Raw genomic sequence first — 25,645 nt, forward strand, 5'->3', positions numbered from 1 at the left:
GTGGGGAGTCTTTAGGTCAGGTCACCCATGTCTGATTTAAGTCTTCGACTGCAGCAGGCCGCAAGCCAACTTCCAGTAGACAGCTATTTCGACGAGGCGCTTTTCCAGCGCGAAAAGCAACGCCTCTTCCAGCAGGGGCCCCGTTACGTGGGGCATGCCTTGTCGGTGCCCGAAAAGGGCGACTACTACGCCCTGCCCCAGGAAGGCGAAGGCCGTGCCCTGGTGCGCACCGCCCAGGGCGGCGTCGATCTCGTCTCCAACGTCTGCCGCCACCGCCAGGCGGTCATGCTCAAGGGCGCCGGCTCGCTCGACCGCACCGCGCCCGGCCACGCCGGCGGCAACATCGTCTGCCCGCTGCACCGCTGGACCTACTCGCCCAAGGGCGAACTGCTCGGCGCGCCGCATTTCGCCGAAGACCCCTGCCTGAACCTGCGCAACTACCCGCTGCAGGAGTGGAACGGCCTGCTGTTCGAGGCCGGCTCGCGCAATGTCGCGGCCGACCTGGCCCGGCTCGGGCCGCGCGCCGACCTCGACTTCGGCGGCATGGTGCGCGATCGCGTCGTGCTGCACGAGTGCGACTACAACTGGAAGACCTTCATCGAGGTCTACCTCGAGGACTACCACGTCGGCCCCTTCCACCCCGGCCTCGGCTCTTTCGTGACCTGCGAAGACCTGCGCTGGGAGTTCGGCGACCAGTATTCGGTGCAGACCGTGGGCGTGGCCAACCGCCTGGGCAAGGCCGGCAGCCCGGTCTACCAGCGCTGGCAGGAACAGCTGCTGTCGTGGCGCAAGGGCGAGCCGCCGAAGTATGGCGCGATCTGGCTCACCTACTACCCGCACATCATGGTGGAGTGGTATCCCCACGTGCTGACCGTCTCGACGCTGCATCCGGTCAGCCCGACCAAGACGCTCAACATGGTCGAATTCTTCTACCCCGAGGAAATCGTCGCCTTCGAGCGCGAGTTCGTCGAGGCCCAGCAGGCCGCCTATATGGAAACCTGCGTGGAAGACGACGAGATCGCCGAACGCATGGACGCCGGTCGCAAGGCCCTGCTGCAGCGCGGTGACGACGAGCGCGGCCCTTACCAGAGCCCCATGGAAGACGGCATGCAGCACTTCCACGAGTGGTACCGCAAAGCGCTCGGGCCGCAGCCCGGCTTGCGCTGAAAAGGCGCTCATCAACGCGTCTTGCAAATCCGGCTTTGGCCGGATTTTTTTCGTCCGATTCCAGTCAGCGCCGTCCTACGTTTGCAACAGCGAAAAGGCCTCGATTTCCTGTGGTTATCCGAGGATCGCAGCAGGTGACTTCCCTTCGTGGAGCAGGTACAGACGCTTCATTTCGTGTAAGGCAAATTCCTACATGGACGACGCGAAACGAGACATCGCGGATGACGCTTCCCCGACTTAATTTCCGAATGGGGTGTCTTCACAATTCAATTCATCGGATCGAGCAGCAGACAACGTGTCAAAGCAGCTTGCGAATCCGGAACTGACTTCGAAAGGGACCCCACCATGACCCGCGAACAAATGCTTGCCGAGATCCGCGAAGCCAACCTGACCTACCTGATGCTGGCCCAGAGCCTGGTTCGCCAGGACAAGGCGGAAGCCGTCTTTCGCCTCGGCCTGAACGAAGAGAGCGCCGACCTGCTCGCCTCGCTGTCTTCCGCCCAGATTCTGAAGCTGGCTTCCGGCAACACCCTGCTGTGCCGCTTCCGCGTCGACGACGACATGGTCTGGAGTCTGCTGACCAATCACTCGCCGAAGAAGGTGGGCAACGAAGCCACCAACCGCCTGCACGCCAACATCCTGATGGCTGGCCGCGTGTCCGAAGTGCTTTGACTCCCCCCAGGCTTCGCACTTCGTGTCTTCGCCTACCCCTCAAGGGGCGATACCGGTAGCCCGGCAAAGCCGGCTCTACGGTATCTCTCGATAAGACAGTCCGCTTTCACGCTTGGAGTATTCATGACCGCAGCCGCCGCCCCCGTCGTCAAGAGCGTTCTCAACGAGTCGCGCCAGATCGAACGTGCCGCCGCGCTGATTCGCATGGGTGCCCGCATGCAGGTGCTGGAATCGGAAACCTCGCTGTCCTATGAACGGCTGATCCGACTCTATAAAGAGATCGCCGGCAAGTCGCCGTCCAAGGGCCAGCTGCCCTTCTCGACCGACTGGTTCCTGACCTGGCAGGAGAACGTGCACTCCTCGCTGTTCCTGAACATCTACGAATACCTGTCCAAGGGCGCGTCGCTCGACCCGGTGGACGTGCTGACCAAGGCCTACCGCCTCTACACCGAACAGGTGGAAGCCGCCGAGATCGAAGCCCTGCTGTCCTTCACCCGCGCATGGCGCCTGGTGAAGTTCGTCGACGCGCAGATGCTGGCGCTGACCAGGTGCTCGCTGTGCGGCGGTGGCTTCGTCACCGAGCCCTATGAAAACGCCCGCCACTTCCAGTGCGGCCTGTGCAACCCGCCGGCCCGCGCGGGCAAGAGCAAGGCCGCCGGCGCGCTGATGCTGCATTGATCCGGCGGGGCCCTCCGGCCGATAAGCCGGTGTCCGCCTACATGTCATCGGGGGGGCGCACGGCAGAATTTCTGCGATGCCCGAACCTGTCGCCCAAGTCGTAGACCGCCCTCCCCCCGCAGGACTCCCACCGGGCGCACAGCCCATCCCTGGCGCCGAAGACTTCGCCATCCGCCTGCCAGAACCCGAAGACGGCGACCCCGACCGTCCTCGCATCCTGCTGCAGACACCGATCAACGTCCGCAGCGTCTCCCTCGTCGTCGTGGCCGCACTGGCCAGCCTCTGGGCGCTGCACTGGGCGGCCGCCGTCCTGATTCCGCTGGTGCTGGCCCTCCTCGTCACCTATGCGCTCTCGCCCGTGGTCGAGATCGGCGTGCGGTTGCGGATTCCGCGCGCCCTGAGCGCCGCGGTGCTTCTGATGTCTATCCTCGGTGCCATCGGAGGCACCGCCTACTGGTTGAGCGACGACGCCGCCGATCTGGTCAACACACTGCCGGTCGCCGCCCGCAAGCTGCGCGACACCATGGCCGACACCAACCGCGGCCCCAGCACGCTCGACACGGTGCAGCAAGCCGCGTCGCAGCTGGAGCTGGCCGCGCAGTCACGCCAGCAGACGCCGGTGCGCGGTGTGACCCGGGTGATCGTGGAGCGCCAGCCTTTCAACGTGCGCGACTTCCTCTGGAGCGGCACGGTCGGCCTGGCGACGCTCGCCGGCCAGATGACGGTCGTGCTTTTCCTCACCTTCTTCGCCCTCTGCGCTGGCGACACCTTCCGCCGCAAGCTGGTGAAGATCACCGGCCCGAGCCTCACCCGCAAGAAAATCACGGTGGAGGTGCTCGACGAGATCACCGGGCAGATCCAGCGTTACCTGCTGGTGCAGTTGCTGATGAGCCTGCTGGTCGGTGTGGCGACCTGGCTGGCCTATTGGGCGCTGGGCCTGGAGTACGCGCCGGTCTGGGGAATCGCTGCGGGCGTGCTCAACCTAGTGCCGTATGTGGGCTCCACGCTCGTCACCGGCGGTTCGGCGCTGGTCGCCTTCCTGCAGTTCGGCACACCCGACATGGCGCTGACGATTGGCGGCGCTTCGGTACTGATCCACATCGTCATCGGCCAGCTGCTGACACCCTGGCTCACCAGCCGGGCCAGCAGCATGAATCCGGTCGTCGTGTTCGCCAGCGTGCTGGTCTGGGGCTGGCTCTGGGGCGCCTGGGGATTGCTGCTGGGCATTCCGATCATGATGGTCGCCAAGGCGATCTGCGACCGGGTCGAAGACCTGAAGCCGGTGGGCGAGTTGATGAGCGCCTGAGGCCGGCCTCCACGCGCTACTGCGACAAGGCCCCGATCAGTCGCGCATGCCGTTTCTTCAAGCGGTGGAAGGTGGCCAGCACTTCTTCCTCGAAGTCGTTCGGCCATTCGATCTTTGAGTGCCACGAGTACGGCACCTGCTGCGCTTTCCAGCGCCGATGCGACACCGCCCATGAATTGGAGTGGTCCAGAAACGCCACGTGGCTTTCCGGAAACTCGTTCGAGTCGATCAGGTGGGCCTTGCTGCGCAGCAACTGCTTGATCTCGTGGTTGCGCGGCAGGAACTCGGTGTCCACCCAGAATAGCCAGGTCTTGAGGTCCTCCTCGGAAATCTCGCCTTCGTCATCGAAGACGTGATCCCGCCGCAGGGTCTCCAGCAGATCGACGAAAGTGCGCTTGCCTTCGTAGAGCGCTGCGGCGAGCGGGCCGTAGAGTTCCTCGATCTGTCGCTCCAGGTGCTTGACCTGCAATTCGAGCCGCCTGCGCTGCTCCTCGCGCCGACCCGTCAACCAATGGTTGATGAACCAACCGACGACGACGCCAGCCAGTCCGATCAGTGCAGGAAAGACGGCGCTCATTTGGATGTCCTTTCAGCGAAACCAGTCCCGCCGCCCGTCGAGCAGGATGGACGTGTCGACCCTCTCGATGTCCGTCCGTCCGCAGAACGCCATGGTGATGTCGAGTTCCTTGTGGATGATCTCCAGCGCTCGTGTGACCCCCGCTTGCCCGAAGGCGCCGAGGCCGTAGAGAAACGGCCGACCGATCAGCACGCCACGCGCGCCGAGTGCGCGGGCCTTCAGCACGTCCTGGCCGCTGCGCACGCCGCCGTCCATCCACACTTCGATGTCATGGCCGACCGCGTCGGCGATGCGCGGCAAGGCCGAGATGGAAGACGGCGCGCCGTCGAGCTGGCGACCGCCGTGGTTGGAGACGATGAGCGCATCGGCGCCGCAGTCGACGGCCAGGCGGGCGTCCTCGACGTCCATGATGCCCTTGATGACCAGCTTGCCGCCCCAGCGGCGCTTGATCCATTCCACGTCGCCCCAGTTCAGCTGCGGATCGAACTGCTGCGCGGTCCAGGCCGACAGCTTGGACAGGTCGGTCACGCCGTCGACATGGCCGGCGATGTTGCGGAAGGTGCGGCGATGGGTGCGCGCCATGTTCCAGCACCAGCGCGGCTTGGTGGCCAGGTTGAGCAAATTGGTGAGCGTGGGTTTGGGCGGCGCGCTCAGGCCGTTGACGATGTCCTTGTGGCGCTGGCCGAGGATCTGCAGGTCGACCGTGAGCTGCAGCGCGCTGACGTTGGCGGCCTTGGCGCGGTCGATCAGGCGTTCGATGAAGCCGCGGTCGCGCATCACGTAGAGCTGGAACCAGAAAGGATGCCGGTCGGTTGCCTCGGCCACGTCCTCGATGGAGCAGATGCTCATGGTCGACAGCGTGAACGGCACGCCGAAAGCCTTGGCCGCGCGCGCGGCCAGGATCTCGCCGTCGGCGTGCTGCATGCCGGTAAGGCCCGTGGGTGCCAGGGCGACCGGCATGGCGACGTCCTGGCCGATCATGGTGCTGCGCGTGCTGCGGTTCTCCATGTTGATCGCCACGCGCTGGCGCAGCAGGATCTTGTGGAAGTCGCTTTCGTTGGCGCGGTAGGTGCCCTCGGTCCACGAGCCGGAATCGGCATAGTCGTAGAACATGCGCGGCACGCGGCGGCGAGCGATGCGCTGGAGCACGTCGATGTGGGTGATCTTGCTGAGGTCGGTCATGGTGTGGCGAAATTCGGGGCCGATCCTAGCGGGCGGGCCGGGCCGGCGTCGATGAAGAAATTTCCCATCGGCGGAAATCTATTCAGGCGGCGTGTGCCGACGCTGCGGTCAGCGGTCGTGCCGGTGCTCGGCGAAGCGCTGCTCGGTGTGGCGGGCGATGTCGGGTGAGTAGAAGCAGTATTGGTTCTTGCCCGCGCGCTTGGCGCTGTACATGGCGGCATCGGCGTGGCGGGCCAGCAGGTCGAAGGTGTCGCCGTCCTGCGGGAACAGCGCGATGCCCAGGCTGGTGGTGACGCGCAAGGCATGTTCGCCCACCAGGAAAGGCTCGGCCGCCAGTTCGACCAGCTTGGTTGCGAGGATCTCCGCGCCGCCGACGTCGGCCACCATCGGCGCGAGCACCACGAACTCGTCGCCGCCCTGGCGCGACAGGGTGTCGGACGAGCGCAGCGCGGCCGACATGCGCGCGGAGAACTGCACCAGCACCGCGTCGCCGGCGTCGTGGCCGAGCGAGTCGTTGATGTCCTTGAAGCCGTCGAGGTCGAGGTACATCAGCGCGAGGGTGGTCTTCTCGCGCCGCGCGCGCGCCACCGCCTGCTGGGCGCGGTCGAACAGCAACACCCGGTTGGGCAGGCTGGTGAGCGCGTCGTACTGGGCGAGGTGCGCCAGGCGCAGCACCATGGCGCGGGCGGCGGTGACGTCGCGCAACACCATCACCGCGCCGAGGGTGCGGCCGTCGCGGTCGTGGATGGGCGCGGCGGTGTCCTCGATGTCGAAGCGCAACTGGCGGCGATTGACCAGGCTGGCGCTCTGCGAGGGGGTGACGATGCGCTGCTCGGCCAGCGCCTGGGCGACCGGGTTGCGCACCGGCTCGGGGCTGTCGCCGTCGTGCAGCGGGAACACCTCGCCCACCTCGCGGCCGATGGCTTCTTCGGGCGTGTAGCCGCTCATGATCTCGGCGACCGGATTGAGATAGGTCACCCGGCCTTCGCTGTCGGTGCTGACCACCGCGTCGCCGATCGAGGCCAGCGTCACGCGGATGCGTTCTTTCTCCTCGAGCAGCCGGCTTTCGGCGGCCTTGCGGTCGCTGATGTCGGTGGCCTGCACGAAGACGCCCTGCACCACGCCGTCCTCGACATCGGGCACGAAACTCACCAGGAGGTAGCGGCGGCGGCCTTCGCCGTCGGTCAGCGGGGTTTCGAATTCCTGGCGTTCGCCGGCCAGCGCACGCTCGAAATACGGCGCATTGATGCCCACGAGGCGCTGGCCCTCGATCAACCCGCCCACCGGCTCGCCGTTGTCGGTGGTGTCGGCACCCAGCGTCTTCATGTAGAGGCTGTTGGCGAAGCGGATCAACAGGTGCTTGTCCCAGTACGCCACCATGGACGGCAGCCCGTCGAGGATGGTGCGCAGGTCGCGCTCGGCGTTGCGCAGGCGGTAGGCGGTCTGCTGCCGCGCCTCGAGTTCGCGCAGGAACAGCCAGGCCAGCGCCGTGCAGCCGATCATCAGGGTGAGCGTGATGAGGCCTTCGCCGAAGGTGCGCTGGCGCCAGCCCGCATAGGGAAGTTCGGTGGCCTGCGCCACGGTGATGATGAGCGGATAGCGGTCGAAGGCCTTGAAGACGTAGAAGCGGTCCACGCCATCGACCACCGACTTCGCTTCGAAGTTGTTCTCGCCGGCCTTGAAGCGCGCCAGGATCGGGCTGGTGGCCAGCGACTGGCCGGCGGTTTCCTTGTCGGCGGGAAAGCGCGACAGCACCACGCCGTCCTCGCGCAACAGGGTGATGCGGCCGCCGTCGCCGAGGTTCACCGCGTTGAACAGTTCGTCGAGGCTGCGGATCTTGAGCTGGAGCACCACCACGCCGCCGAAGCTGCGGTCGGGCAGGCTGATGCGACGGCTCAGCACGATGACGGCCTGGTTGTCGAGGCGCGAAATGATGGGCTCGCTGATGTAGAGCCCGGGGTCGAGGTTGTCGCGGTGGTGGATGAAGTAGGGGCGGTCGGCGATGGCGATGGCGCTCGCGCCCGGCGCCTGGCTGGAGGTCATGACGACCTGTCCGTTGGCATCGGCTACCAACATCGTCGAGACGCCGTTGACAGATACCGCCTTGTCGAAGATCACGCGTTGACGGATGTCGGACGGCAGGGCCATGACTTCGGGCTTGGCGACTTCCTCGAGCACGCCCAGAATCGAGCGGTCATAGAAATCGAGCACGCGGCGAATGTTCTCTTCGACCGTGTTGGCCAGGTTGGCGTTGCTCTGGCGCATATTGCGCGTGAGGTCCTGGCGGCCGTCGAGCACCAGCATGCCGAACAGTGCGGCGATGGAGATGATGGGCACCAGGGCCAGAAGCGCGAAGGTACGTCGTGGTGACGAGAACATGGCTTGCGAGCAGCGCGAGAGTCCGCGAGGAAGCGGCCATTCTAGTGACCGCCCACCGGGCGCGGTGCGTCAGCGGGGTTTCCCCGAGCGAACGCCCGCGCCCCGCACTTCGATAGAGACGGCATCGCGCTCGCGCCCGTCGGCGTCGACCAGCGCGATGCGGTGGCGTCCGGGCCAGGGCATCCAGGCCAGCCGCGCACCTTGCCCGGCCGGCTTGCCGTCGATGCGCCATCGTGCGCCGGCCTGCGCGGCCACCAGCCAGATTCGCTGGTGACGCGGCGGGATGTCGGGGTCGAGCGCGACGATGGTGCCGGCGGCCGGCTCCAGGATGCGCGGCGGGTTCGTATCGGCCGGCGCATCGCCGTCCGAGTCGGCGCGTTCGAAGACCGGCTGCGCGGTGCCGGCCAGAAACCACTCGCCACGCGGCGCTTCGAGGCCGGCGCCGAAACGGATCGCCCGCCGCTGCACCCCGGGCGGCGCGGCGGGTGCCCGGCTCGGCGTGTCGCGGTGCAGCCAGGCCATCACCTCCGCCCAGACCGGCGCGGCGCCCGAGACACCGCTGACATCCCACATCGCATCGCCGCCCGCGTTGCCGACCCAGACGCCGACGGTGTAGCGCTGCGACCAGCCCACCGCCCAGTTGTCGCGCATGTCCTTGCTGGTGCCGGTCTTCACCGCCGTCCAGAAGCGGGTGGCCAGCAGGCTGTCGGTGCCGAAGGTGCGCGAGCGCGCGTCGGGGTCGGACAGCATGTCGCCCACGATGAAGGCGGCCCCCGCGTCCAGCGCCCTTGGCGCAGTCGGTCCGGCCGGCGCTGGCTGGCCGGCGAGCAGACGCGTAGGCGACACCATGCCGCCGTTGGCCAGCATGCGGTAGGCGTTGGTGAGTTGCAGCAGCGAGACTTCCGGGCTGCCCAGCGCCAGGCTGTAGCCGTAGTAGCCGCCGGACTCCGGCAGTTCGATGCCAGCCGCGCGCAGCTGAGCGAAGAAGGCGTCGGGGCCGACCATCACCAGCGTGCGCACCGCCGGCACGTTGAGCGATGCGGCCAGCGCGGTGCGTACCGACACGTCGCCCTTGAAGCGGCGGTCGTAGTTCTGCGGCACGTACAGGCCGCCGGCCGTGGGTATCTGCTCGGGCGAATCGAGCACCAGCGAGGCCGCCGTCAAGCGGCGCTCGGCGATCGCCTGCCCATAGAGGAACGGCTTGAGCGTGGAGCCCGGCTGGCGGCGCGCCAGCACGCCGTCGACCTCGGGCGATTCGCTGATCGCACCGGACGACCCCACCCAGGCCAGCACCTCGCCGCTGCGGTTGTCCAGCACCAGCACCGCGCCGTCCTGCACATGGCGGCCGCGCAGTTCGCGCAACTGGCGCTCCAGCGCCAGTGAGGCAAGGCGTTGCAGCGGCGCCGACACCGTCGTGCGCACCGGCGATGCGTTCGCGCCCGCCTGTCGCTGCGCCTGGCGCGCCAGGTGCGGCGCGATGCCCTCGCCGGCCGCGAAGGCGCGACGGCGCAAGGCGGCTTCGGCGAAGAGGTCGAGCGCCAGGCAGTCCGGCCGCTGCTCCGGCTCCATCTGCCGCAGCAGCTCGCAGGCCCGGCGCGCCACCGCCGCCCGGCCCGCATTGGGCGAGCGCACCAGCGCGGCGGCCAGGGCCGATTCGCGTGCGTCCAGGCCCTGCGGCGCCTTGCCGAAGAGCGTGCGCGATAGCGCGTCGATACCAACGATCTCGCCCCGGAACGGTACGGAATTGAGATAGGCCTCCAGGATCTGGTCCTTGCGCCAGCCGCGTTCGAGCTGCTCCGCGCCCACCGCCTGCCCCATCTTCTGCACCAGCCCGCGCGAGCCGCCGCGCTTCAAGTCCTCGTCGAGCAGGCCGGCGAGCTGCATGGTGATGGTGGACGCGCCCCGGGTGCGGCTGTTCCAGAGATTGCCCCAGGCCGCCGCCGTCACCGCGCGCCAGTCGACGCCGCTGTGTTCGTAGAAACGCCGGTCTTCGGACATGAGCAAGGCCGAACGCAGCGCGGGCGAAATGTCGGCGAGCGCCGTCCACTCGCCGCGCCGCACGGTGGCGTCGGTGCGCAGGCGCTGCAGGAGCTCGCCTTGCCGGTCGAGCACGCGCAGGTCCGAGGGTCGGTAGTCGCGCCGTACTTCGTCGAAGCTCGGCACGGCATGCGCCGCCTGGGCGCAGCACAGCCCGCCGGCCACGAGGGCCAGCGCCAGGACTCGTCGCAAGGCAGCGCTTATTTCGCCACCTCCACCTGCAGCCGCGCGTTGGGCGCTTCGCCGAAGACCTCGGGCGCATACATCGCCTCGACCCGTGAGGCCGGCATGCCGAAGCTTCCGGCATTGTTCAGACGTACCGTGTATTGCACCTTCGACTTGCCACGGGGCAGGTGCTCGTAATAAGCGCGGTAGGCCTCGAAACCGCGCTCTTCGTAGGCCGGCGAGGTGTCGGCGTAGCCGCCTGCCGACTTACTCTCCCCGCGCGTGGCGATCTCCGAATCGCGCCCCAGCCCGCTGCCGAGGATGGTTGCGCCGCCCGGCACCGGGTCGCTCAGCACCACCCAGCGCATGTCGGCCGAGGCGTCGACTTCCAGCGTCACCCGCAGCACGTCGCCGCGGGTCCAGACGCCCTGGGTCGCCTGCTCGACCGGCGTGATGGTCTTGCGCAGCGTGTAGCCGGCCGACAGGGCTTGCGTGCGTGGCACCGCGGCCAGCGCCTGCACCGTGAGCCACGGCTTGCCGGCGCCTTGCTGCGTCACCTCCAGCGTGCCGGCGCCGGTGGCGGGCCAGGGCAGCGTCAGTGGCTGGTCGGCCGGCGGCCGGCTCCAGTCGAGCGTCGCGTTCGCTGCGCCGAGCGAGGCCCGGGTGCTGCCGGCGACCGGCTGCGACTCGAACCTGGCCGAGAAACGCTGCAGCGCCAGGCTGCCCCACAGATTGGCGGTGGTGGTGCTCCAGGCACCGCCGCGCTGGCGCTCGACCAGGCCGGCGACCAGGCGCGGCAGGTCGTCCTTCCAGGCCGGGTCGTCCACCACCGCCAGCAGCAGGCGTGCGGCGTTGACGTCGCCGTCGACCATCAGCCAGGACCAGCGGTCCTCGCGCTCCGTCGAAAACACCAGCCGCGTGCCCTGGTACGACAGCCGCGCGCGCAGCACCTGGCGCGCCTCGTCGAGCCGTTGCTGGCGCTGTGGCACGTCGGCCACCCGCTGCAACAACTGCAGCCAGTCGATCACCGCATGGGTCGGCCACTGGTTCGGCGCCACCGTGATGCTGCCGACCATGCGGCCCTGCGCACGGCCGTAGCGCGACAGGGCTTCGAGCGCGGCGAGCTTGCGTTCGTCCAGGTCCTTGCGCGGGCTCCAGAAGTCGCGCTGGATGCGTCCTTCGACGAAGGCGGTCAGCGCCTGCAGCATGCGCTCACGCGCCTCGGCCGGCAGCGTGAATTGCGGTCGTGTCGATGCGGCTTGGTGCGCGGCGGCCAGCAGATAGGCGGTGAGCGTGTCGCTGCCCCGGCTGCCATGTTCCTCGCGGGGCGGGAAATAGCTGGCGAGGCCGTCGGCATCGAGATAGCCCGGCAGGCCGGCTGTCACCTTGCCCCACATCACGGCATCGGCCAGGCCGATCGCCTTGCTGGCCTGCTGTTCGAGGCAGGCGAAGGGATAGCCGAGGAACCAGTCGCGCACGCCGGGCAGGCCGTCCGCCAGACGGGGGCGCAGCGCCAGCCGCAGGCCGCCGCGCTTCGCGCCGGTGGCCGGCAAGGCCTCGGCGGGCGGCGCCACGTCGAGGCGATAGCTGCCGTCGAGCTGCACCAGCGTGGCCTGGCCGACCTGCAGCGGCACCGCCGGCACGATGCGCTGGCGCAGCTTGAGGGCGTCGCGCGCCGTGCTCGCGGAACTGCCCGCCGTGGTGTCGCGGGCCGTGATCTCCCATTCGAGCGCACGTTCACGGGCATCGTCGGCGATGGCCGGCGCCACCGTCTCCCAGGCGACTTCGCGCGCCTCGTTGGGCGCAATCTCGATGGTCTGCGTGGCCAGCTCCAGCGGCGCGGCGCGGGCGGCCACCTCCACTTTCATCGCGCGCCCGGTGGTGTTGCGCAGCGTGACCTGCGCGCGGAACCGGTCGCCTTCGCGCAGCAGCGGCGGCAGGCCGCTGACGATCTGCAGGTCCTGCGTGGCTCGCACGGTGGTCTGCCCGGTGCCGAACAGGCCGACGCCGGCATCGGCCACCGCGACGATGCGAAAGCGTGTCAGCGCATCGTTGAGCGGCACTTCCACCACCGCCCTGCCCTGCGCGTCGAGCACCACGCGCGGATTCCACAGCAGCAAGGTGTCGAGCAGTTCGCGCGTGGCCGCATGCCCGCCTCCGCCGCCGGCCGGCACCGCCTTGCGGCCGTAGTGGCGGCGGCCGACGATGTCCATCTGCGCCGTGGCCGTCTGCACGCCCCAGGCGCGGCGCTGCAGCATGGCGTCGAGCAGGTTCCAGCTGTCGTTGGGCAGCAGTTCGAGCAGGGCCTCGTCAACCGCCGCGAGCGCCACCTCGGCGCCGGCCGCCGGCTTGCCGCCGGGCAGCGTGGCGCTGATGGTGACCTGCGCCCGGGCACGCACCGGGTAATTTTCTTTGTCGGCGGCCACCTTGACGTCGATGCGGTGGGCCGTGCCGCCGACGCGGATCTCGGCCATGCCCAGTCGATAGGCGGGCTTGCTCAGGTCGACCAGCGCCGTCGGCGCCACCCAGTCGCGCCCTTCGAAGCGGAAGGCGCTCCACCATTCGCGCGGCGAACGCAGGCCCCAGGTAAAGAAGCTGTACCAGGGCACTTCGCGCAGACGGCCACGCAGCGCCAGCACGCTCACATACACATTGGGCGCCCAGCCTTCGCCCACCTTCAAGTCCAGCGTCGGGTCGCGCCCGCGCAGCTGCACCACGCGGTGTTCGACGATGCCCTCTCGCTCCACCGCCACCAGGGCCGTGGCTTCGCGGAACGGCATGCGCACCTGAAAGCGCGCGGTCTCGCCGGGCTGGTAGCTCTTCTTCTCGGGCAGCACGTCGATGCGGTCGTGTTCCTCGCCGCCGAACCAGACCTCGCCCTGGCCGGTGACATAGACCGAGGTGGCCGCCTGCGCCTGGTGATGGTCGCGATCGCGGGCGGTCGCCACCAGCTCCACCTCGCCGGCCTGGGCCAGCGACGCTTCGCAGTCGAGCAGGCCGCGCGAATCGCTTTTGCCGGCGCAGACCTCGCCCAGGTCGCGGGTCTCGGTGTGGTTGTCGTAGGTGTAGAAGCCGCCGACCAGCCGCTTGCGGCTGGTGGTGACGGTGCGCGCCGCGGCCTTCACCGACAGCGCCACCCCCGCCTGCGGCTTGCCGTCCAGGCCCAGCGCCAGCGCTTGGAATCTCGCCTTGCGGTCGACCGACACCCAGCCCTCGGCCTGGATGCCGGCGATGACCGCCGCCGGCCACAGCGTGGTGGTGGAGCGCAGCGTCTGCACCTCGCCGTTGGGATCGGCGTAGCGGGCTTCCATCAGCAGTTCGCGCGCCTGGCCGTCGCGCGGAAGACCGTCGATGGTGACCTTGCCGGCGCCGTTGCGGTCGAGCACCACCGGCAGCTTGTCGGCGACCACCCTGGCGTCGTCGGCCGCCTGCGCGGTTTCCTCGCCGGCATCGCTGCCGGAGTCGTCGCGGCGCGCACGCGGCGGCTCGAAGCTGAAGCCCTCCTGGTCGGCGAACTGCAGCGACTTGCCGCGCACCAGCCCCGACACCTGCACCGGCAGGTTGGCCGCCGCGCCGCCGGCCACATAGCCGATCTGCAACTGCACCGGCACCGTCTCGGGCCGCACCAGCGGCTTCTGCTCGACCGGCGCGATGCGCCCCTGGTAGACCGGCAGGCGGAAGGCCTCGACGCGGAAGGAGCCGGCGGGCAGCACCAGGCCGCGGGTGGGATCGTTCTCGGCATATTCGGCGTCACGCGGCGCGGTACGGTCGTAGCGCAGGGCCACGCTGTAGCTGCCCAGGCGTGCGGTCGGCGGTAGCGCCAAGCTGCTTTCGGCGCTGCTGCCACCGGTCGCCGTCTTGCGCCAGGCCAGGGGCTGGGTGAATTCCTGGCCGCTGCCGTCGTGGGTGATGACCAGGGTGGGCGGCACGACGGTCGGCGCGGCGAAGCCGGTCACCGTCTCGCGGCGCAGCAGGTGCTTCATCGACACGGTCTCGCCGGCGCGCAGCAGGGTGCGGTCGAAGACGGTGTGCGTGCGCAGGTCGGGCATGGCGGCGCGGCTGGTGGGAGCGCCGAATCGCCAGGGTTCGATGCCGCGCATCGAGTCGCTCCAGACGAAGCCCAGGTCGTCGGCCGCACGCGCACTGACGAAATACGCCTGGCGCCATTCCCAGGCCTTCACGCCGAGCGCGCCGCAACGCGCGGGCTCGGACGACAGGCCGTCGAAGCGGGCGATGCCCGATGCGTCGCTGACCGCCTGCGCCATTTCCTTGCCGGCGCAGTCCGACACCCGCACCCGCGCGCCCTCTACCGGCCGTCCCCGGTCCAGCGTGGTGACCCAGGCGATGGCGCCTTCGCGGCCGAGCTTGAAATGCACGCCCAGGTTGGTGACCAGCGTGGCCGTGCGCACGTACATCGGCCGCTGCGCACCGTAGGCGGGATCGAGTAGCGATTGGCCCAGGCGCGGCGAGGCGATCTCGACCACGTGGAAGCCCGGGTCGAGCGGAATGCCGACGACTTCGAAAGGACGCGGATCGCCCGCCTCGCTGGCCGGCAGCGCCAGGGTGCGCGCGCCTTCCAGGCCCGCCAGCAGCGAGACTGCGCGCGACTCGATGCCCTCGCGCTCCGGCAGCGTCGGCGGCAAGGGGCCGCGCACCTCGCGTGCGGCCTGCTCGCGCGGCACCGTGGCGTCGTTGTAGCGCTCCACCTTGGCCAGCCAGGCCAGGATCTCGGCATCGCTCTGCGGCCGCAGGTCGGTCACCGTGCCGGCAGGCCGGCCGGGCGACACACCCTGCAGACCGAGTCCGGCCTCCACGTTGCGCAGCGTCACGGGCAGCATCGCCTTGCCGGTCTTCTCGCTGCCCGGCTCGGCAAAACGCTCGACGATGCCGAAAGGCGCCGCCGCGAACTTGGCCAGCGGCGGGTAGGCCGCCGTGGCCACCGTCATCGGAAACGCGGCCGGGTTACGCAGCGGCCGGCCGGCGGCGTCCTGGAAGTTGGCCGGCAAAGTGAGCGTGAAGCTGGTGCGCTCGGGCAGCGGCGCGGTGAAGCGGATCGAGTCGACCACCGCGTCGTCGGGCGCTGATTTTTCGTCGAACACCGGCTCCAGGCTGCGCTGCGGCGACACCAGCCGGATGCTGGCCGCCATCTTGCGGGTCACCGGCGCATTGAAGCGCAGCGACAGCGGCCGGATCGGCATGCAGGCGGCCTGGGCGTTCTCGCGTTCGCACGAAAGCTCGGCCTGGAACGGCTCCTGCACCCGGAACTGCCAGCGCTTTTCGACACGGTTGGCGGTGCCGCCGGGGGATGCCACGCCACGGCCATAGACCAGGGTGACGCGTCCGGCCGCCGGCATGGTGCGGTTGCAGGCAATGGTCGGAAAGACCAGCGGACTGGCGGCGGCCGATCTGGTCAGGCCCTGCGACCGCAACACGGCATCGCGCTGCGGGCCGTCGACCGCACGCACCGGCACCCGTTCGCCCAGGCCTTCGACCTGGCACCAGGTGTTGGCCAGCAGGCTGGCGGTCGTGGCCGGGCCGCTGAGGCGCAGCAGAAAGATCTGTTGCTCGTCGATGCGCTCTTCGGTGTCCGGCTGCACCATCTGCACGAACGGACCGCCGGTGCCGAAGCGAAAACCCGCGCCGGGCGTGATCGCCTCACCGGTGGGCGACCGGAACGCGGCCTGTACCGTGGCGCGGCAACTGGTGCCTGCGGGCAACTCGGCAGCGAAGTCCCAGGCCCAGCGCCGGTCGCTCAGCCAGCGCCCCTGGCCGGCGGGAGCAGAGCCGCCATCGCAAACGATCTGCAGCGGAGCGGCCGCCTGCGGGTCGCCGAACCGCACGGCCGGCGCGTCGAAGCTGGCCACGGCCTGGCGAACCTGCGCCACCTCGCCCTGCGGCGTGAAGGCGGTGATCTGCAGTGCCTGCGCCGCTCCGGCCGACAGCAGCAGAAAGACCGGAAAGAGAACGATGCCGGACGCGCGATGGAAGAATCGTGGGATCTGCACTGAGGCCCTTCGAGGCATTTGGACGACCGGCAAGCCTAGCCCACTCCATTACATCTGCGAAACCGTATGTCGCCCGACGACTGCGACAATCGGCCCCCCTCCGCCCACCACCCGAAATGCCACCCGCCAGCAAGCCAGCCTCTTCCAGTCGCCGCTGGGAAATCGATGCCCTGCGCGGCCTCATGCTGGTGCTGATGACGATCACCCACCTCCCCACGCGGCTGACCACGCCGCTGGGCCAGCCCTTCGGCTTCGTGTCGGCGGCAGAAGGGTTCGTGCTGCTGTCGGCCTATATGGCGGGGCTGGTCTACGGCCGGCTGGCCTGGCGCAAGAGCGTGGCCGAGATGGAGATCGCGTTCTGGAAACGGGCGCTCAAGGTGTACTGGTGCCAGGCCGCGACGCTCGGTTTCCTGTTCACCGTCATCGCCTTCATCGGGGTGAAGTTCGAGCAGGTGGCCGTCACCGACCTGATGTCCTTCTACCTGCAGCGACCCTTCGTGGCGCTGATTTCAGGGCTGATGCTGGTGTATGAGCCGCCGCTGCTCGACATCCTGCCGCTGTACGTGCTGTTCATGCTGCTGAGTCCCTGGGTGCTCGCGCTGGCGCTTCGCCATGGCTGGGCGCCGGTCATGGTCGTCAGCCTGTTTCTGTGGATCCTGGCGCAGTTCGGTCTGGGCGAATGGATCTACAACGCCACCTCCTCGCTGGTGCCTATGCCGGTGCCCTTCCACGAGACAGGTTCCTTCGCCACCTATGGCTGGCAACTGCTGTGGATGGTGGGGCTGTGGATGGGCGCGAGCCGCAACGACCCACAAGCGCGCCCCTTCACCTTTCCCAACGGGATTCTGGTGGCGTCGGTCTTCGTCGCGGTGACGTGCATGGTGTGGCGGCACAAGGTCGGCCAGGCGCCTTTCGAGGGCAACGAACACCTGAATCTGCTGTTCGACAAATGGCTGCTCGGCCCGCTGCGTGCGCTGGACCTGGCGGCGCTTGCCGTGCTGACGATCCGCTTCGGCCCGTCGCTCACCAAACGCCTGCCGCGCCAGCACTACCTGGAGACGCTGGGCAAGGCATCGCTGCCGGTGTTTTGCGCCCACTTGGTGGTGGTACTGCTCACGCTGACCTTCTTCGGCGCCCGCTTCGATCGACCCTGGTGGCAAGACCTGCTGCTGCTGATCGCCTGCTTCGGCTCGTTGTACGTGGTGGCGCGGGTGTCGCTGTGGATCGACAAACCGCCAGAAGACGAACCGCGCGACGCGGCCCGATCGCCTCGCGGGCTTCAGGGACGGTAGACGGCCCGCATCGCGTTCAGCGGCGGCACCACGGCCGGGGGCGCCACCACCGCGGCGGCCGCTGGAGCCGGCGTGCCGACCGCCTTGGCCACCGGTGCGGCGACCTCGGTGGGCACGCTGCTGGCGGTCTGCGTGCCCGGCATCGGCTGCACGTAGGCACCGACGATGGACGTCCACAACGCGTAGCCGGTGTCGTTCATGTGCAGCCGGTCGGGGCCGAACAGGTCCACGCGCGGATTGCCGGCCGAGTCGAGCATGGCGGTGAAGATGTCGATATAGGCGGCGTTGGGCAGCGAGCGCACATAGTTCGCCATCAGCGCATTGGTCTCCCGGATCTTGGGCAGCAAGGCCGCGCGCGACGGGCTCGGCTTGATGGAGATGTAGGAGATGCGGGTGTCGGGCAGGTCCTGGCGCACGGTGTCGACGAAACCGCGGAAGCTCTCGACCACCTGCTGCGGCGTGCGGCCTTCGGCCAAGTCGTTGTCGCCGGCATAGACCAGCACCTGGCGCGGCTTGTACTGCAGCACCAGCTGGCGCGCGAAATACTGGCAATCGGCCATGGTGGAGCCGCCGAAGCCACGGTTGAGTACCGGGAACTGCCGGAAATCCTGCGAGAGATGGCTCCACATGCGGATGGTGGAACTGCCGACGAAGATGACGCCGTCGGTGACCGGCGAGCGTTCGCGATCGGCAGCGGCGAAAGCCTCCATGCTCGAATTCCAGCGCGCCTGCGGGCCGGGAATCACCCGCGCCATCGGGTTGGTCGACGCCATGCCCAGGCTGTCGTTTTCGCTGACGCCGGCCGCACCCGCCACGCCGGAGAGGGCAAAGCCGCCGATCAGAACGGTCAAGGGTGCGATGTTGCGGAGGCTGCTGCAAACGAGGCGTCGAATCTGCATAGGCTTGGGCGTTCCTGTGTGGGGAGTGCGTTGTGCGCGGTCAGAGCGGGCGGATTCCAGGTAGCTGGCTCCCATCGGGCGATTTTCCAAGACTTTTTACCAATGATGCCGATAGGATTCACGAATCGTGCCAAGCCGGCGATCTTCCGTGGATTCCGAAAGCACCGAAGCGGGGTTTCCCCCGCTTCAGCCCCTCGTCACCCGTAGCGCCGCTTCAACCGATTCGTACCGGGACGAAGATCTTTTCTTCACCCCGCTGAATCAGCAGCGCCACCGACTTGCCGGCCCCCGCGACCACGCCGCGAACCTGCTCAACGCTGCGGGCCGGCGTGCCGTTGACGGCCAGCAGCACGTCGCCGGCCTGCACACCCGCCATTTCGGAAGGCCCGCTGGCGTCTTCCACCACCAGTCCGGTGCCGATGCCGGACTCGGCCTTTTCGCCGGGCTGCATCTGCCGAAGAGCAAGCCCCAACTTCCCCTGCGCCGCGTCACCGCCGGCGTTGCCGGCAGAGGCGGTCTTGTCCGACAGATTGCCCAAAGTGGCGTTCACCTCGCGGCTCTCGCCCTTGCGCCAGACTTCCAGCTTGACCTTGTCGCCGGGCGCCGCCAGGGCGATGGCCGCGGGCAGGTCGGCCGAGGAAACGACCGGCTGGCCGTCGACCTTGCGGATGACGTCGCCGGACTGCAGGCCGGCCTTGTCGCCTGGCCCGCCCTTCTCCACATTGGCCACCAGCGCGCCTTCGGGCGAGTCGAGCTTGAAGGAGTCGGCCAGCGTCTGGTTGACCTCCTGCACCACCACGCCGAGCTTGGCGTGTTCGACCTTGCCGTGCGCCACGATCTGCTGCTGGATCTTGCTGGCCAGGTCGATCGGGATCGCGAACGACACGCCCTGGTAGCCGCCGGTGCGGCTGTAGATCTGCGAGTTGATGCCGACCACTTCGCCGCGCGCATTGAACAGCGGCCCGCCGGAGTTGCCCGGATTGACCGCCACGTCGGTCTGGATGAAGGGCACGGCACTGTCGTCGGGCAGCGCGCGGTTCTTGGCGCTCACCACGCCGGCGGTGACGGTGTTCTCGAAGCCGAAGGGAGAGCCGATGGCCAGCACCCATTCGCCGACCTGCAGGTCCTGCACCTTGCCGAGCGACACGACCGGAAGATCCTTGCCTTCGATCTTGATCACCGCGATGTCGGTCTTGGCGTCGGAGCCGAGCACCTTGGCGCGGTATTCGCGGCGGTCGGTGAGCTTGACGGTGACTTCGCTGGCGTCCTTCACCACGTGGGCGTTGGTGAGGATCAGGCCGTCGTGGCTGACGATGAAGCCCGAGCCTTCACCCCGCGTGGGCATGGCGTGCGGACGGGCGCGGCGGCCGGGCATCTGGCCTTGTTGCTGCTGCTGGAAGCGCTTGAAGAATTCGAAGAAGGGATCGCTCGGCGTGCCGTCGTTGTCGTCGTCGTCGGCGCCGGTGTTATTGGCGACCTTGGTGGTGCCGACGACGCTGATGTTGACCACGGCCGGGCCGTAGCGCTTGGTAATGGTGGAAAAGTCGGGCAGCGCGATGGCAGCGCCGGGTGCGGCGGCGAGCACCGCCGGCGCCGGCTGGGCGTTCACCCGGCTGTGCAGGCTTTCGACCGCGGTGACGCCCGCACCACCGATGGCCCCGGCGGCCAGCAGGGCCACGAACAGGCGGGTGGGCGTACGGACGAGGGTCTCGGGAAGCGACATGGCAAGGACTCCGGTGGCACGCCGACGTGGCGCGATGGAGTGGATCTTGACCAGCCCTTCTTAGGCGCGGCTTAGGCGCCGCATGGCCGTGCGCCTGTCAGTTCCAGCAGTAGGCGATGGCGTCTGTCAGGCTGGCGAACTGGCTGCCAAAGGTGCCGAGAACGATGCTCTTGCGCCCGACGTTGTCGATGGTGAGCTCGCCGCACCGGTCGCCGGCCATCGAGCCGGTGCGTGTGGCTCGAATGGTGTAGGTGTCGCGGGCGGGCACCGGGGTTAGCTCGATGTTGTACATCGCACGACCCTCGCCGGTTGGCGGCGAGGTGGTGAAGCGTCCGCCGAACTGGGTCGCATCGGTGACCGGGGTACCGGCCGAATTGGTGTCGTACCGGTAGTTCTCGGAATAGAAACGCTCCATCCAGAGCTGGCCGGCGACGAGCTGGGCCTTGGCCTGCGAGCGCCTGCCCTTGGCGACCTGCTCGGTATAGGACGGATAGGCGATGGCCGCCAGGATGCCGACGATGGCCACGGTGATCATCAGCTCGATCAACGTGAAGCCGCGTTCGGCACGTGCCCGGCGGCGTGGCAGGTGGGCGAGATTCATTGGGTCGTTCTCAGTCCGGGGATTTCGCGCCATTGCTTGCGCGGCGTGGTGTTGAAGCAGATCGACCGGTTGGTATTGGCGCCGACGATGCGGCTGGCCGCCTGACTGTCGCTGCAGGTCGCCAGGCTCGGCGAGTTGGCGGTGCCGGTGCTGAAGGCCTTGCCGGTGCGGTCGCTGATGACCTTCACCTTCTGGTCGAGCACGGTGGTGCCGACGTTGTTGATGGTGCTAGTGGTGGCGCCGCTGGTGACGGTGGTCACGCCGAGCACGGTGCGCTTGGCCAGGCCCGACAGGGTGTCGAGCGCGAACAGCGTGGAGGCCGGCTGCACCGTGCAATAGGAGCCCACGGCCGGTGGCCGGATGGTGGTGAAGACGAAGGTACTGGAGCGCACGCTGGCGTCGGCCACCATCACCTCGGAGTCCCCGGGCAGCGTGGCGTACCAGCCGTTCTGGGTGGACCAGTTGATGTCCAACGTGGTGCCGCTGATGGTGACGCTGCCGTCGGAGGCGCGCACGAAGTTTCGCGCCGCGAAGTTGGTCAGGTCGCTGGGCGGGATGCCGGCCGGGTAGGAAAGCTTGTCGCGCACCGCGTAGATGCGCTGGTCGATGGTGGTCGGATAGTCGGCGGACTCGAAGGCGTTGCCGGTGCCGAAGAAGATGACGGGGCCGTTGAACGGGCCGTAGACGTAGATCGGCGCGGTGGTGATGGGCAGGCGCGGATCGACGGCTCCGTTGGCGCCGCCCCGGGCGGTGAACAGTGGGAGCTTGGCCAGGGTGTTGCCATAGGCGACCGCCCAGTCCGACGGGTTGTCGCTCGCCACGTTGAACTTCCACATGTTGCCCTGCAGGTCGCCGGCGTAGATGGCGTCGGCGGTGCCGTTGCCGTCGGTGTCGATCCAGGTGACCTGCGAGAGGCCGTTGCCGGTTTCGGCGTTGGTCGCGATCTTGATGTAGTCGGTGCCGGCGGTCCATGCGCCCCCGTTGCCGGTCGGGCCGTCGACGAACAGGATGTAGAGGTAGGAGCGGCCGGCCGTGGACTTGTAGCCGTTGCCGATGACCAGGGCGAACTTGCCGTTGTTCATCTTGACCACCGGGTACGGCTGGCGCGAGCTGGCGCTGAGGCTGAAGTCCTGCGGGATATAGCCGAGGTCGGCGTCGTCGTCGGAGGTGAACTGCCAGCGGAAGATGTCCGCCGCGCTGCCTTCACCGGCACGCAGCCGGTCGTTGCTGGTCACGTCCAGGGCGTAGACCGCGCGCCCTCCCCGGCCGAGCGCGCCGAAGAGATAGGTGCGCCACGAGGCCGACGTGGTGTTGGTATCGGGGCCCAGGCGGATGTCGGCGGTGAACGGGCTGCCGTCGACGTAGGGCCACAGCGTGCCGTCCGGGCGCGACTCGGTGCCGGTGACGAAGTTGGCGCCGTTGAGCGTGGTGACCGCGCCGGTGCGCTGCAGCGGGATTTCGGCCAGGCGGTTGGCCAGCGCGCCGGGCACGTAGGCGAAGACTTCCGCGCCGGTCTCGAAGTTGAACGCGTGCAGCATGCCGTCGTTGGCGCCGGCCCAGAGCAGCTTGGGGCGGCTGCGGTTGGCCTGCGCGAAAGCGGCGTAGCCGGCGAAGCCGGTGCCGGTGTAGCCGGCCGAGGGCACGTCCTGCACCCAGGGGCTGGAGTTGACGATGGCGCCGAGCACGTTGTCGACGCCCCGGTCGCGCAGCCGGGTGGCGGACTCGTTGGTGGCGTCGCCGCGCACGTAGGCGACAGTGGCGGTGGCGTTGTCGACCGAGAGCCGGTTGGTGCTGGCGGTGGTCATCTGCGTCCGGTAGCCGGCGGGCAGGTCGGCCCAGCGGAAACGCACGCCGGCGCCGGTGCCGTTGCCGTAGTTGGTGATGATCTGGCGCGTGTTGCCGCCGTCCGGCACGAAGCCGGCGCACGAACCGCGGGTGCGGCAGCCCAGCAGCGTGGCCGCGCGCCAGGTGGGCGCGGTGGCGAAGTCACCGGCGGTGTTGACACGGTAGGCCTCGATGTTGCCGCTGTAGGTGTCGGCGTTGAAGGTGACGTCGTAGCGGAAGGTGTCGCTCAGCAGCTGAATGGTGGACGTGGCGGGCGCCGAGTTGGCACGGCCGGCGATGTCGGCCAGCGCGCGGCGCAGCTGGGCTTCGAGCACTTCGGGGCGGCGCGCCAGGAAGTAGCCGTCGGGAATGCCGTCGTTGCCGCTGGTGCCGTCGGCCTTCAGGCTGTCCCAGCTGTCCTGCGTGGTCGGCATGGTGACGTTGGTGAAGGTGCCGTCGTCGTTGCGGCTGCTGGAATTGAAGTAGCCGTACTTGGCGGCGTACCAGAGTGGGTCTTTCACCAGCGCGTTGGTTTCGCCGACCATGCGAAAGGTCATCGAGACCGGGTAGGCGTAGGGCTTGACCGTGCAGTAGGAGGTGAGGTTGCGGATGGTCGGGTCGTAGGTGGTGCCGTTGCCGGTGACGTTGCAGACGCTGCTGGCGTAGGTGACGTTGCTCTGGTCGCTCAAGCCGTAGCTGGAATCGGCCAGCTGCTCGGCGGTGGCCAGGCGGCGGGCTCGGTAGGTGGAGTCGCCGCAGAGGTATTCGCTGGTCGCGGGCATGCCCGAGAGCGTGCCCGAGCTGAAATGCTGGTGCGTGAGGTAGCGGCCATCGGCGCTGGTGCCGTTGCTGTTCTGCACCCCGATCACGCTGAAGCCGTGGGTGCCGGCCCCGCCGCCGCAGACGCCGGGAATGTCGGTGGTGATCTTGATGTCCCAGGCGTTGCCGTTGCGCACGGTGTCATACCGGATGAAGCCGGTGATGTCCATGTCGTAGTCGCCGCCCAGCAGGATGTCGTTCCAGGTGACGATGAAGGTGCCGTAGCTGCTGCCGTCGGCGTTGGTGCCGGTGGCGATGGAGGCGAAGGTCAGCGGCGCGCTCACCTTGCCGCCGTTCTGCACGCTCTCGGGCGTGATGTAGACGTAGCGGCTGGTGCCAGGCACCAGCACGTCGATGCGCGGCGTGCCGCCGGTGAGCGACGCGGCGAGTGTCTTGACCTTGAGCGCGTTGGCCACCGTGCCCAGGTCGCTCGGCGGACTGCTGATGTTGCGGATCTTGGAGGTGTTGCCGTAGAGCGCGGCGCCGGCGACCTGGTAGGTGCCCCCCATGGCCGGTGCCTCCGGGCAGAGACCGTTGACGTTGGACAGCGCGCCGATGGTCTTGGGCGAGCAGGAGTTGGAATCGTCGGCGCTGGTCAGGCCCTTGCCCGAGACCGAGCCGACCGAGCGCACCGTGCCGGCCAGGCCTTCGGCCACGCCGATGCGGTCGGTGTAGCTGTCGAGCGTGCCGCTGCGGTTGGGCAGCGTGGCGAAGGGGTTGCCGGCCTGGCCGTCGAAGCTGAGCGCGCTCGGCGCCATGGCCAGCGTGTGCAGCGGCCGGCAGATGGAGTTGCCGTAGAGGTTGGTGCGGGTGGTGTTGCTGTTGGACAGCGGATCCTGCCAGGCGACCACCTGCAGGCCGGCCGCGGTGTCGTTGGTGATGGAGCTGGGATTGGTGCTGGTGGTGCTGGCGTAGAACTGGAGCGACTGCACCAGCATCTCGCCGACCGGATTGCCCCAGGCCGGCAGGTTGCCTTCGCCCGAGCTGCTCGGCGTGTTGCCGCCGCCGTAGGAGCCCGGCGAGCGGCCGAACAGCAGGATCGCGTCGAGCGCCTTGATGGCGCCGTTGCCGACGGTGCGGCCGGAGATCGCCGGACAGCCGGCGCCCACGCTGTGGCAGAACACGCCGGTGGTGGGATGGATCTCGTCGGTGAGGTCGCCCATGTTCTTGCGCAGCGCACCGGCGGTGTGGTTCAGATCGTAGCTGCCGGTGATGAGCCCGAACTCGGCGCGCGCGGCGGTGCCGGTGTTGGTCGGGTAGCCGAATTCCTGCAGCAGGCCGTAGGGCTTGTAGTTGGTGGTGGAGGTGTAGGGGAAAGGCTGGCAGCGCTCTTCGCCGAGCAGCGCGGGTACGCAGACCTTGACGTTGACGAAGAGCTCTGGGCCGAGGCTGTTGTAGGTGGCGCCGTCGGCCGATCGCGAAGGGATCGTCACCTCGTGCGCAACGCCGCCGTTGCCTTTGTCCACGTCCTGGTAGTAGGCGGCGAGCTTGGGACCGAAGGTGCCGGAGCCGTAGTAGTCGGGAGCGTCGCGCCAGCGGCAGAGCTGGATCTCGACGGTGGACCAGAAGCGCACGTTGCCCTTGACCAGCTTCATCTGCGGCCGGGTCGTGGCGGTGGAATCGGTGGTGCCGGTGGTGCAGATGCTCAGGCCGGCGTAGACATTGGCGTTGGGGCCGGTGGTCTTGGTGAGCGCGGCCGTCGTGAACGGCGTGTAGTCGCGGATGTCGGTGCCGCGGTAGTACTTGACGAAGGAGTGCGCGTCGAAGACGAGGTCGGTGCCCTGCAAAACGGTGCTGCCGTTGATGTCGGTGGAGCGGTTGCCGCCGTAGAGCATCTTGCGCACCACGTCCACCCGGGTCATGGTCGCCCAGTTGAGGAAGTTGCCGCTCCAGTAGCTGGCGCTGGACGGGCACTTGTAGGTGATGGTGGTGGCGCCCGTCGTGCTGGTGCCGGTGACCGCGGTGGCCAGCACCGCCGGCTCGAACTGCGCGTTGACGTAGCTGTAGCACTTGGTGGCGTCGAAGTAGCCGTAGTACTTGAAGCTGGGCTTGAAGGTGGTGTCGATGACGCCGTCGTCGTCGAGATCCTCGAAGTCGGTGTAGACGGGGCCGAACAGTGAATGGTCCTTGGACACCGCCAGCATCACCATGGGGCGGTTGGAGGTGGTGACCACGTTGGGCGGCACGGTGGCTCGCGGCCTGGACACCTCGACCGGCGTGGCGTGCGACCAGCCCGCCAGCGTCAGCGCCACTACCGTGCCGATCGCCAAGGCGGCGCGCCGCAGGGTCTGGAAGATGGATCTCATGGCTTTTCTCCAG

At 68.4% G+C, this 25,645-nt stretch carries 14 protein-coding genes; 5 read left to right on the plus strand and 9 right to left on the minus strand.

All coding sequences use genetic code 11. The annotated features are described in order from the left end of the window. Positions 1 to 27: 27 nt before the first annotated feature. The 4 genes from R9X41_RS12845 to R9X41_RS12860 all read left to right on the plus strand — a co-directional run bounded on the left by R9X41_RS12845 (position 28) and on the right by R9X41_RS12860 (position 3,823). The gene (locus R9X41_RS12845; RefSeq protein WP_318630854.1) at positions 28 to 1,167 is read left to right on the plus strand and encodes an aromatic ring-hydroxylating oxygenase subunit alpha; all 1,140 of its coding nucleotides are present in this window, start codon (positions 28 to 30) and stop codon (positions 1,165 to 1,167) included. Positions 1,168 to 1,512: 345 nt separating this feature from the next. After that, positions 1,513 to 1,839 carry a flagellar transcriptional regulator FlhD gene (flhD, locus tag R9X41_RS12850; RefSeq protein WP_318630855.1) on the plus strand — a complete coding sequence of 109 codons (327 nt, stop codon included), beginning with the start codon at positions 1,513 to 1,515 and terminating at the stop codon, positions 1,837 to 1,839. Positions 1,840 to 1,962: 123 nt separating this feature from the next. After that, entirely contained in the window at positions 1,963 to 2,517 is a 555-nt protein-coding gene (gene flhC / locus R9X41_RS12855; RefSeq protein ID WP_318630856.1) for a flagellar transcriptional regulator FlhC, read from the plus strand. A gap of 76 nt (positions 2,518 to 2,593) precedes the next feature. Then, a complete protein-coding gene (locus R9X41_RS12860) occupies positions 2,594 to 3,823 on the plus strand; it encodes an AI-2E family transporter (RefSeq protein WP_318630857.1) in 1,230 nt (409 codons plus the stop codon). 16 nt (positions 3,824 to 3,839) lie between these two features. Here R9X41_RS12860 and R9X41_RS12865 read toward each other — a convergent pair whose 3' ends face one another. The 5 genes from R9X41_RS12865 to R9X41_RS12885 form a co-directional block, all read right to left on the minus strand. After that, positions 3,840 to 4,400, minus strand: coding sequence for a hypothetical protein (locus R9X41_RS12865; protein ID WP_318630858.1), 561 nt, complete (start codon positions 4,398 to 4,400; stop codon positions 3,840 to 3,842). Between the two features lie 12 nt (positions 4,401 to 4,412). Next, a complete protein-coding gene (locus R9X41_RS12870; RefSeq protein WP_318630859.1) occupies positions 4,413 to 5,582 on the minus strand; it encodes an alpha-hydroxy acid oxidase in 1,170 nt (389 codons plus the stop codon). A 108-nt stretch (positions 5,583 to 5,690) separates the two neighbouring features. Next, the gene (locus tag R9X41_RS12875) at positions 5,691 to 7,961 is read right to left on the minus strand and encodes a diguanylate cyclase domain-containing protein (RefSeq protein WP_318630860.1); all 2,271 of its coding nucleotides are present in this window, start codon (positions 7,959 to 7,961) and stop codon (positions 5,691 to 5,693) included. Positions 7,962 to 8,030: 69 nt separating this feature from the next. Continuing rightward, entirely contained in the window at positions 8,031 to 10,178 is a 2,148-nt protein-coding gene (gene pbpC / locus R9X41_RS12880; protein ID WP_412556705.1) for a penicillin-binding protein 1C, read from the minus strand. Positions 10,179 to 10,198: 20 nt separating this feature from the next. Continuing rightward, positions 10,199 to 16,186 carry an alpha-2-macroglobulin family protein gene (locus tag R9X41_RS12885; protein ID WP_412556596.1) on the minus strand — a complete coding sequence of 1,996 codons (5,988 nt, stop codon included), beginning with the start codon at positions 16,184 to 16,186 and terminating at the stop codon, positions 10,199 to 10,201. Positions 16,187 to 16,284: 98 nt separating this feature from the next. Here R9X41_RS12885 and opgC point away from each other — a divergent pair, with 98 nt between their 5' ends. Further along, entirely contained in the window at positions 16,285 to 17,460 is a 1,176-nt protein-coding gene (gene opgC / locus R9X41_RS12890) for an OpgC domain-containing protein (RefSeq protein WP_318630863.1), read from the plus strand. On the opposite strand, the gene R9X41_RS12895 is transcribed toward opgC, so the two are convergent. The 4 genes from R9X41_RS12895 to R9X41_RS12910 all read right to left on the minus strand — a co-directional run bounded on the left by R9X41_RS12895 (position 17,448) and on the right by R9X41_RS12910 (position 25,632). Continuing rightward, entirely contained in the window at positions 17,448 to 18,311 is an 864-nt protein-coding gene (locus R9X41_RS12895) for an SGNH/GDSL hydrolase family protein (RefSeq protein ID WP_412556597.1), read from the minus strand. The two genes, opgC and R9X41_RS12895, sit on opposite strands and share 13 nt — an antisense overlap. Positions 18,312 to 18,573: 262 nt before the next feature. Further along, a complete protein-coding gene (locus R9X41_RS12900) occupies positions 18,574 to 20,082 on the minus strand; it encodes a Do family serine endopeptidase (protein WP_318630864.1) in 1,509 nt (502 codons plus the stop codon). 97 nt (positions 20,083 to 20,179) lie between these two features. Further along, entirely contained in the window at positions 20,180 to 20,683 is a 504-nt protein-coding gene (locus tag R9X41_RS12905) for a type IV pilin protein (RefSeq protein ID WP_318630865.1), read from the minus strand. Continuing rightward, positions 20,680 to 25,632 carry a pilus assembly protein gene (locus R9X41_RS12910; RefSeq protein WP_318630866.1) on the minus strand — a complete coding sequence of 1,651 codons (4,953 nt, stop codon included), beginning with the start codon at positions 25,630 to 25,632 and terminating at the stop codon, positions 20,680 to 20,682. Before R9X41_RS12910 ends, R9X41_RS12905 begins: the two co-directional genes overlap by 4 nt. Positions 25,633 to 25,645 lie beyond the last annotated feature (13 nt).

The sequence above is a fragment of the Xylophilus sp. GOD-11R genome, assembly GCF_033546935.1.
Classification (GTDB): domain Bacteria; phylum Pseudomonadota; class Gammaproteobacteria; order Burkholderiales; family Burkholderiaceae_C; genus Xylophilus.

Coding starts and splice junctions, on each gene's coding strand:
- R9X41_RS12845 (WP_318630854.1), top strand. CDS start 28: ATGTCTGATTTAAGTCTTCGACTGCAGCAGGCCGCAAGCCAACTTCCA.
- flhD (WP_318630855.1), top strand. CDS start 1,513: ATGACCCGCGAACAAATGCTTGCCGAGATCCGCGAAGCCAACCTGACC.
- flhC (WP_318630856.1), top strand. CDS start 1,963: ATGACCGCAGCCGCCGCCCCCGTCGTCAAGAGCGTTCTCAACGAGTCG.
- R9X41_RS12860 (WP_318630857.1), top strand. CDS start 2,594: ATGCCCGAACCTGTCGCCCAAGTCGTAGACCGCCCTCCCCCCGCAGGA.
- R9X41_RS12865 (WP_318630858.1), bottom strand. CDS start 4,400: ATGAGCGCCGTCTTTCCTGCACTGATCGGACTGGCTGGCGTCGTCGTC.
- R9X41_RS12870 (WP_318630859.1), bottom strand. CDS start 5,582: ATGACCGACCTCAGCAAGATCACCCACATCGACGTGCTCCAGCGCATC.
- R9X41_RS12875 (WP_318630860.1), bottom strand. CDS start 7,961: ATGTTCTCGTCACCACGACGTACCTTCGCGCTTCTGGCCCTGGTGCCC.
- R9X41_RS12885 (WP_412556596.1), bottom strand. CDS start 16,186: ATGCCTCGAAGGGCCTCAGTGCAGATCCCACGATTCTTCCATCGCGCG.
- opgC (WP_318630863.1), top strand. CDS start 16,285: ATGCCACCCGCCAGCAAGCCAGCCTCTTCCAGTCGCCGCTGGGAAATC.
- R9X41_RS12900 (WP_318630864.1), bottom strand. CDS start 20,082: ATGTCGCTTCCCGAGACCCTCGTCCGTACGCCCACCCGCCTGTTCGTG.
- R9X41_RS12905 (WP_318630865.1), bottom strand. CDS start 20,683: ATGAATCTCGCCCACCTGCCACGCCGCCGGGCACGTGCCGAACGCGGC.
- R9X41_RS12910 (WP_318630866.1), bottom strand. CDS start 25,632: ATGAGATCCATCTTCCAGACCCTGCGGCGCGCCGCCTTGGCGATCGGC.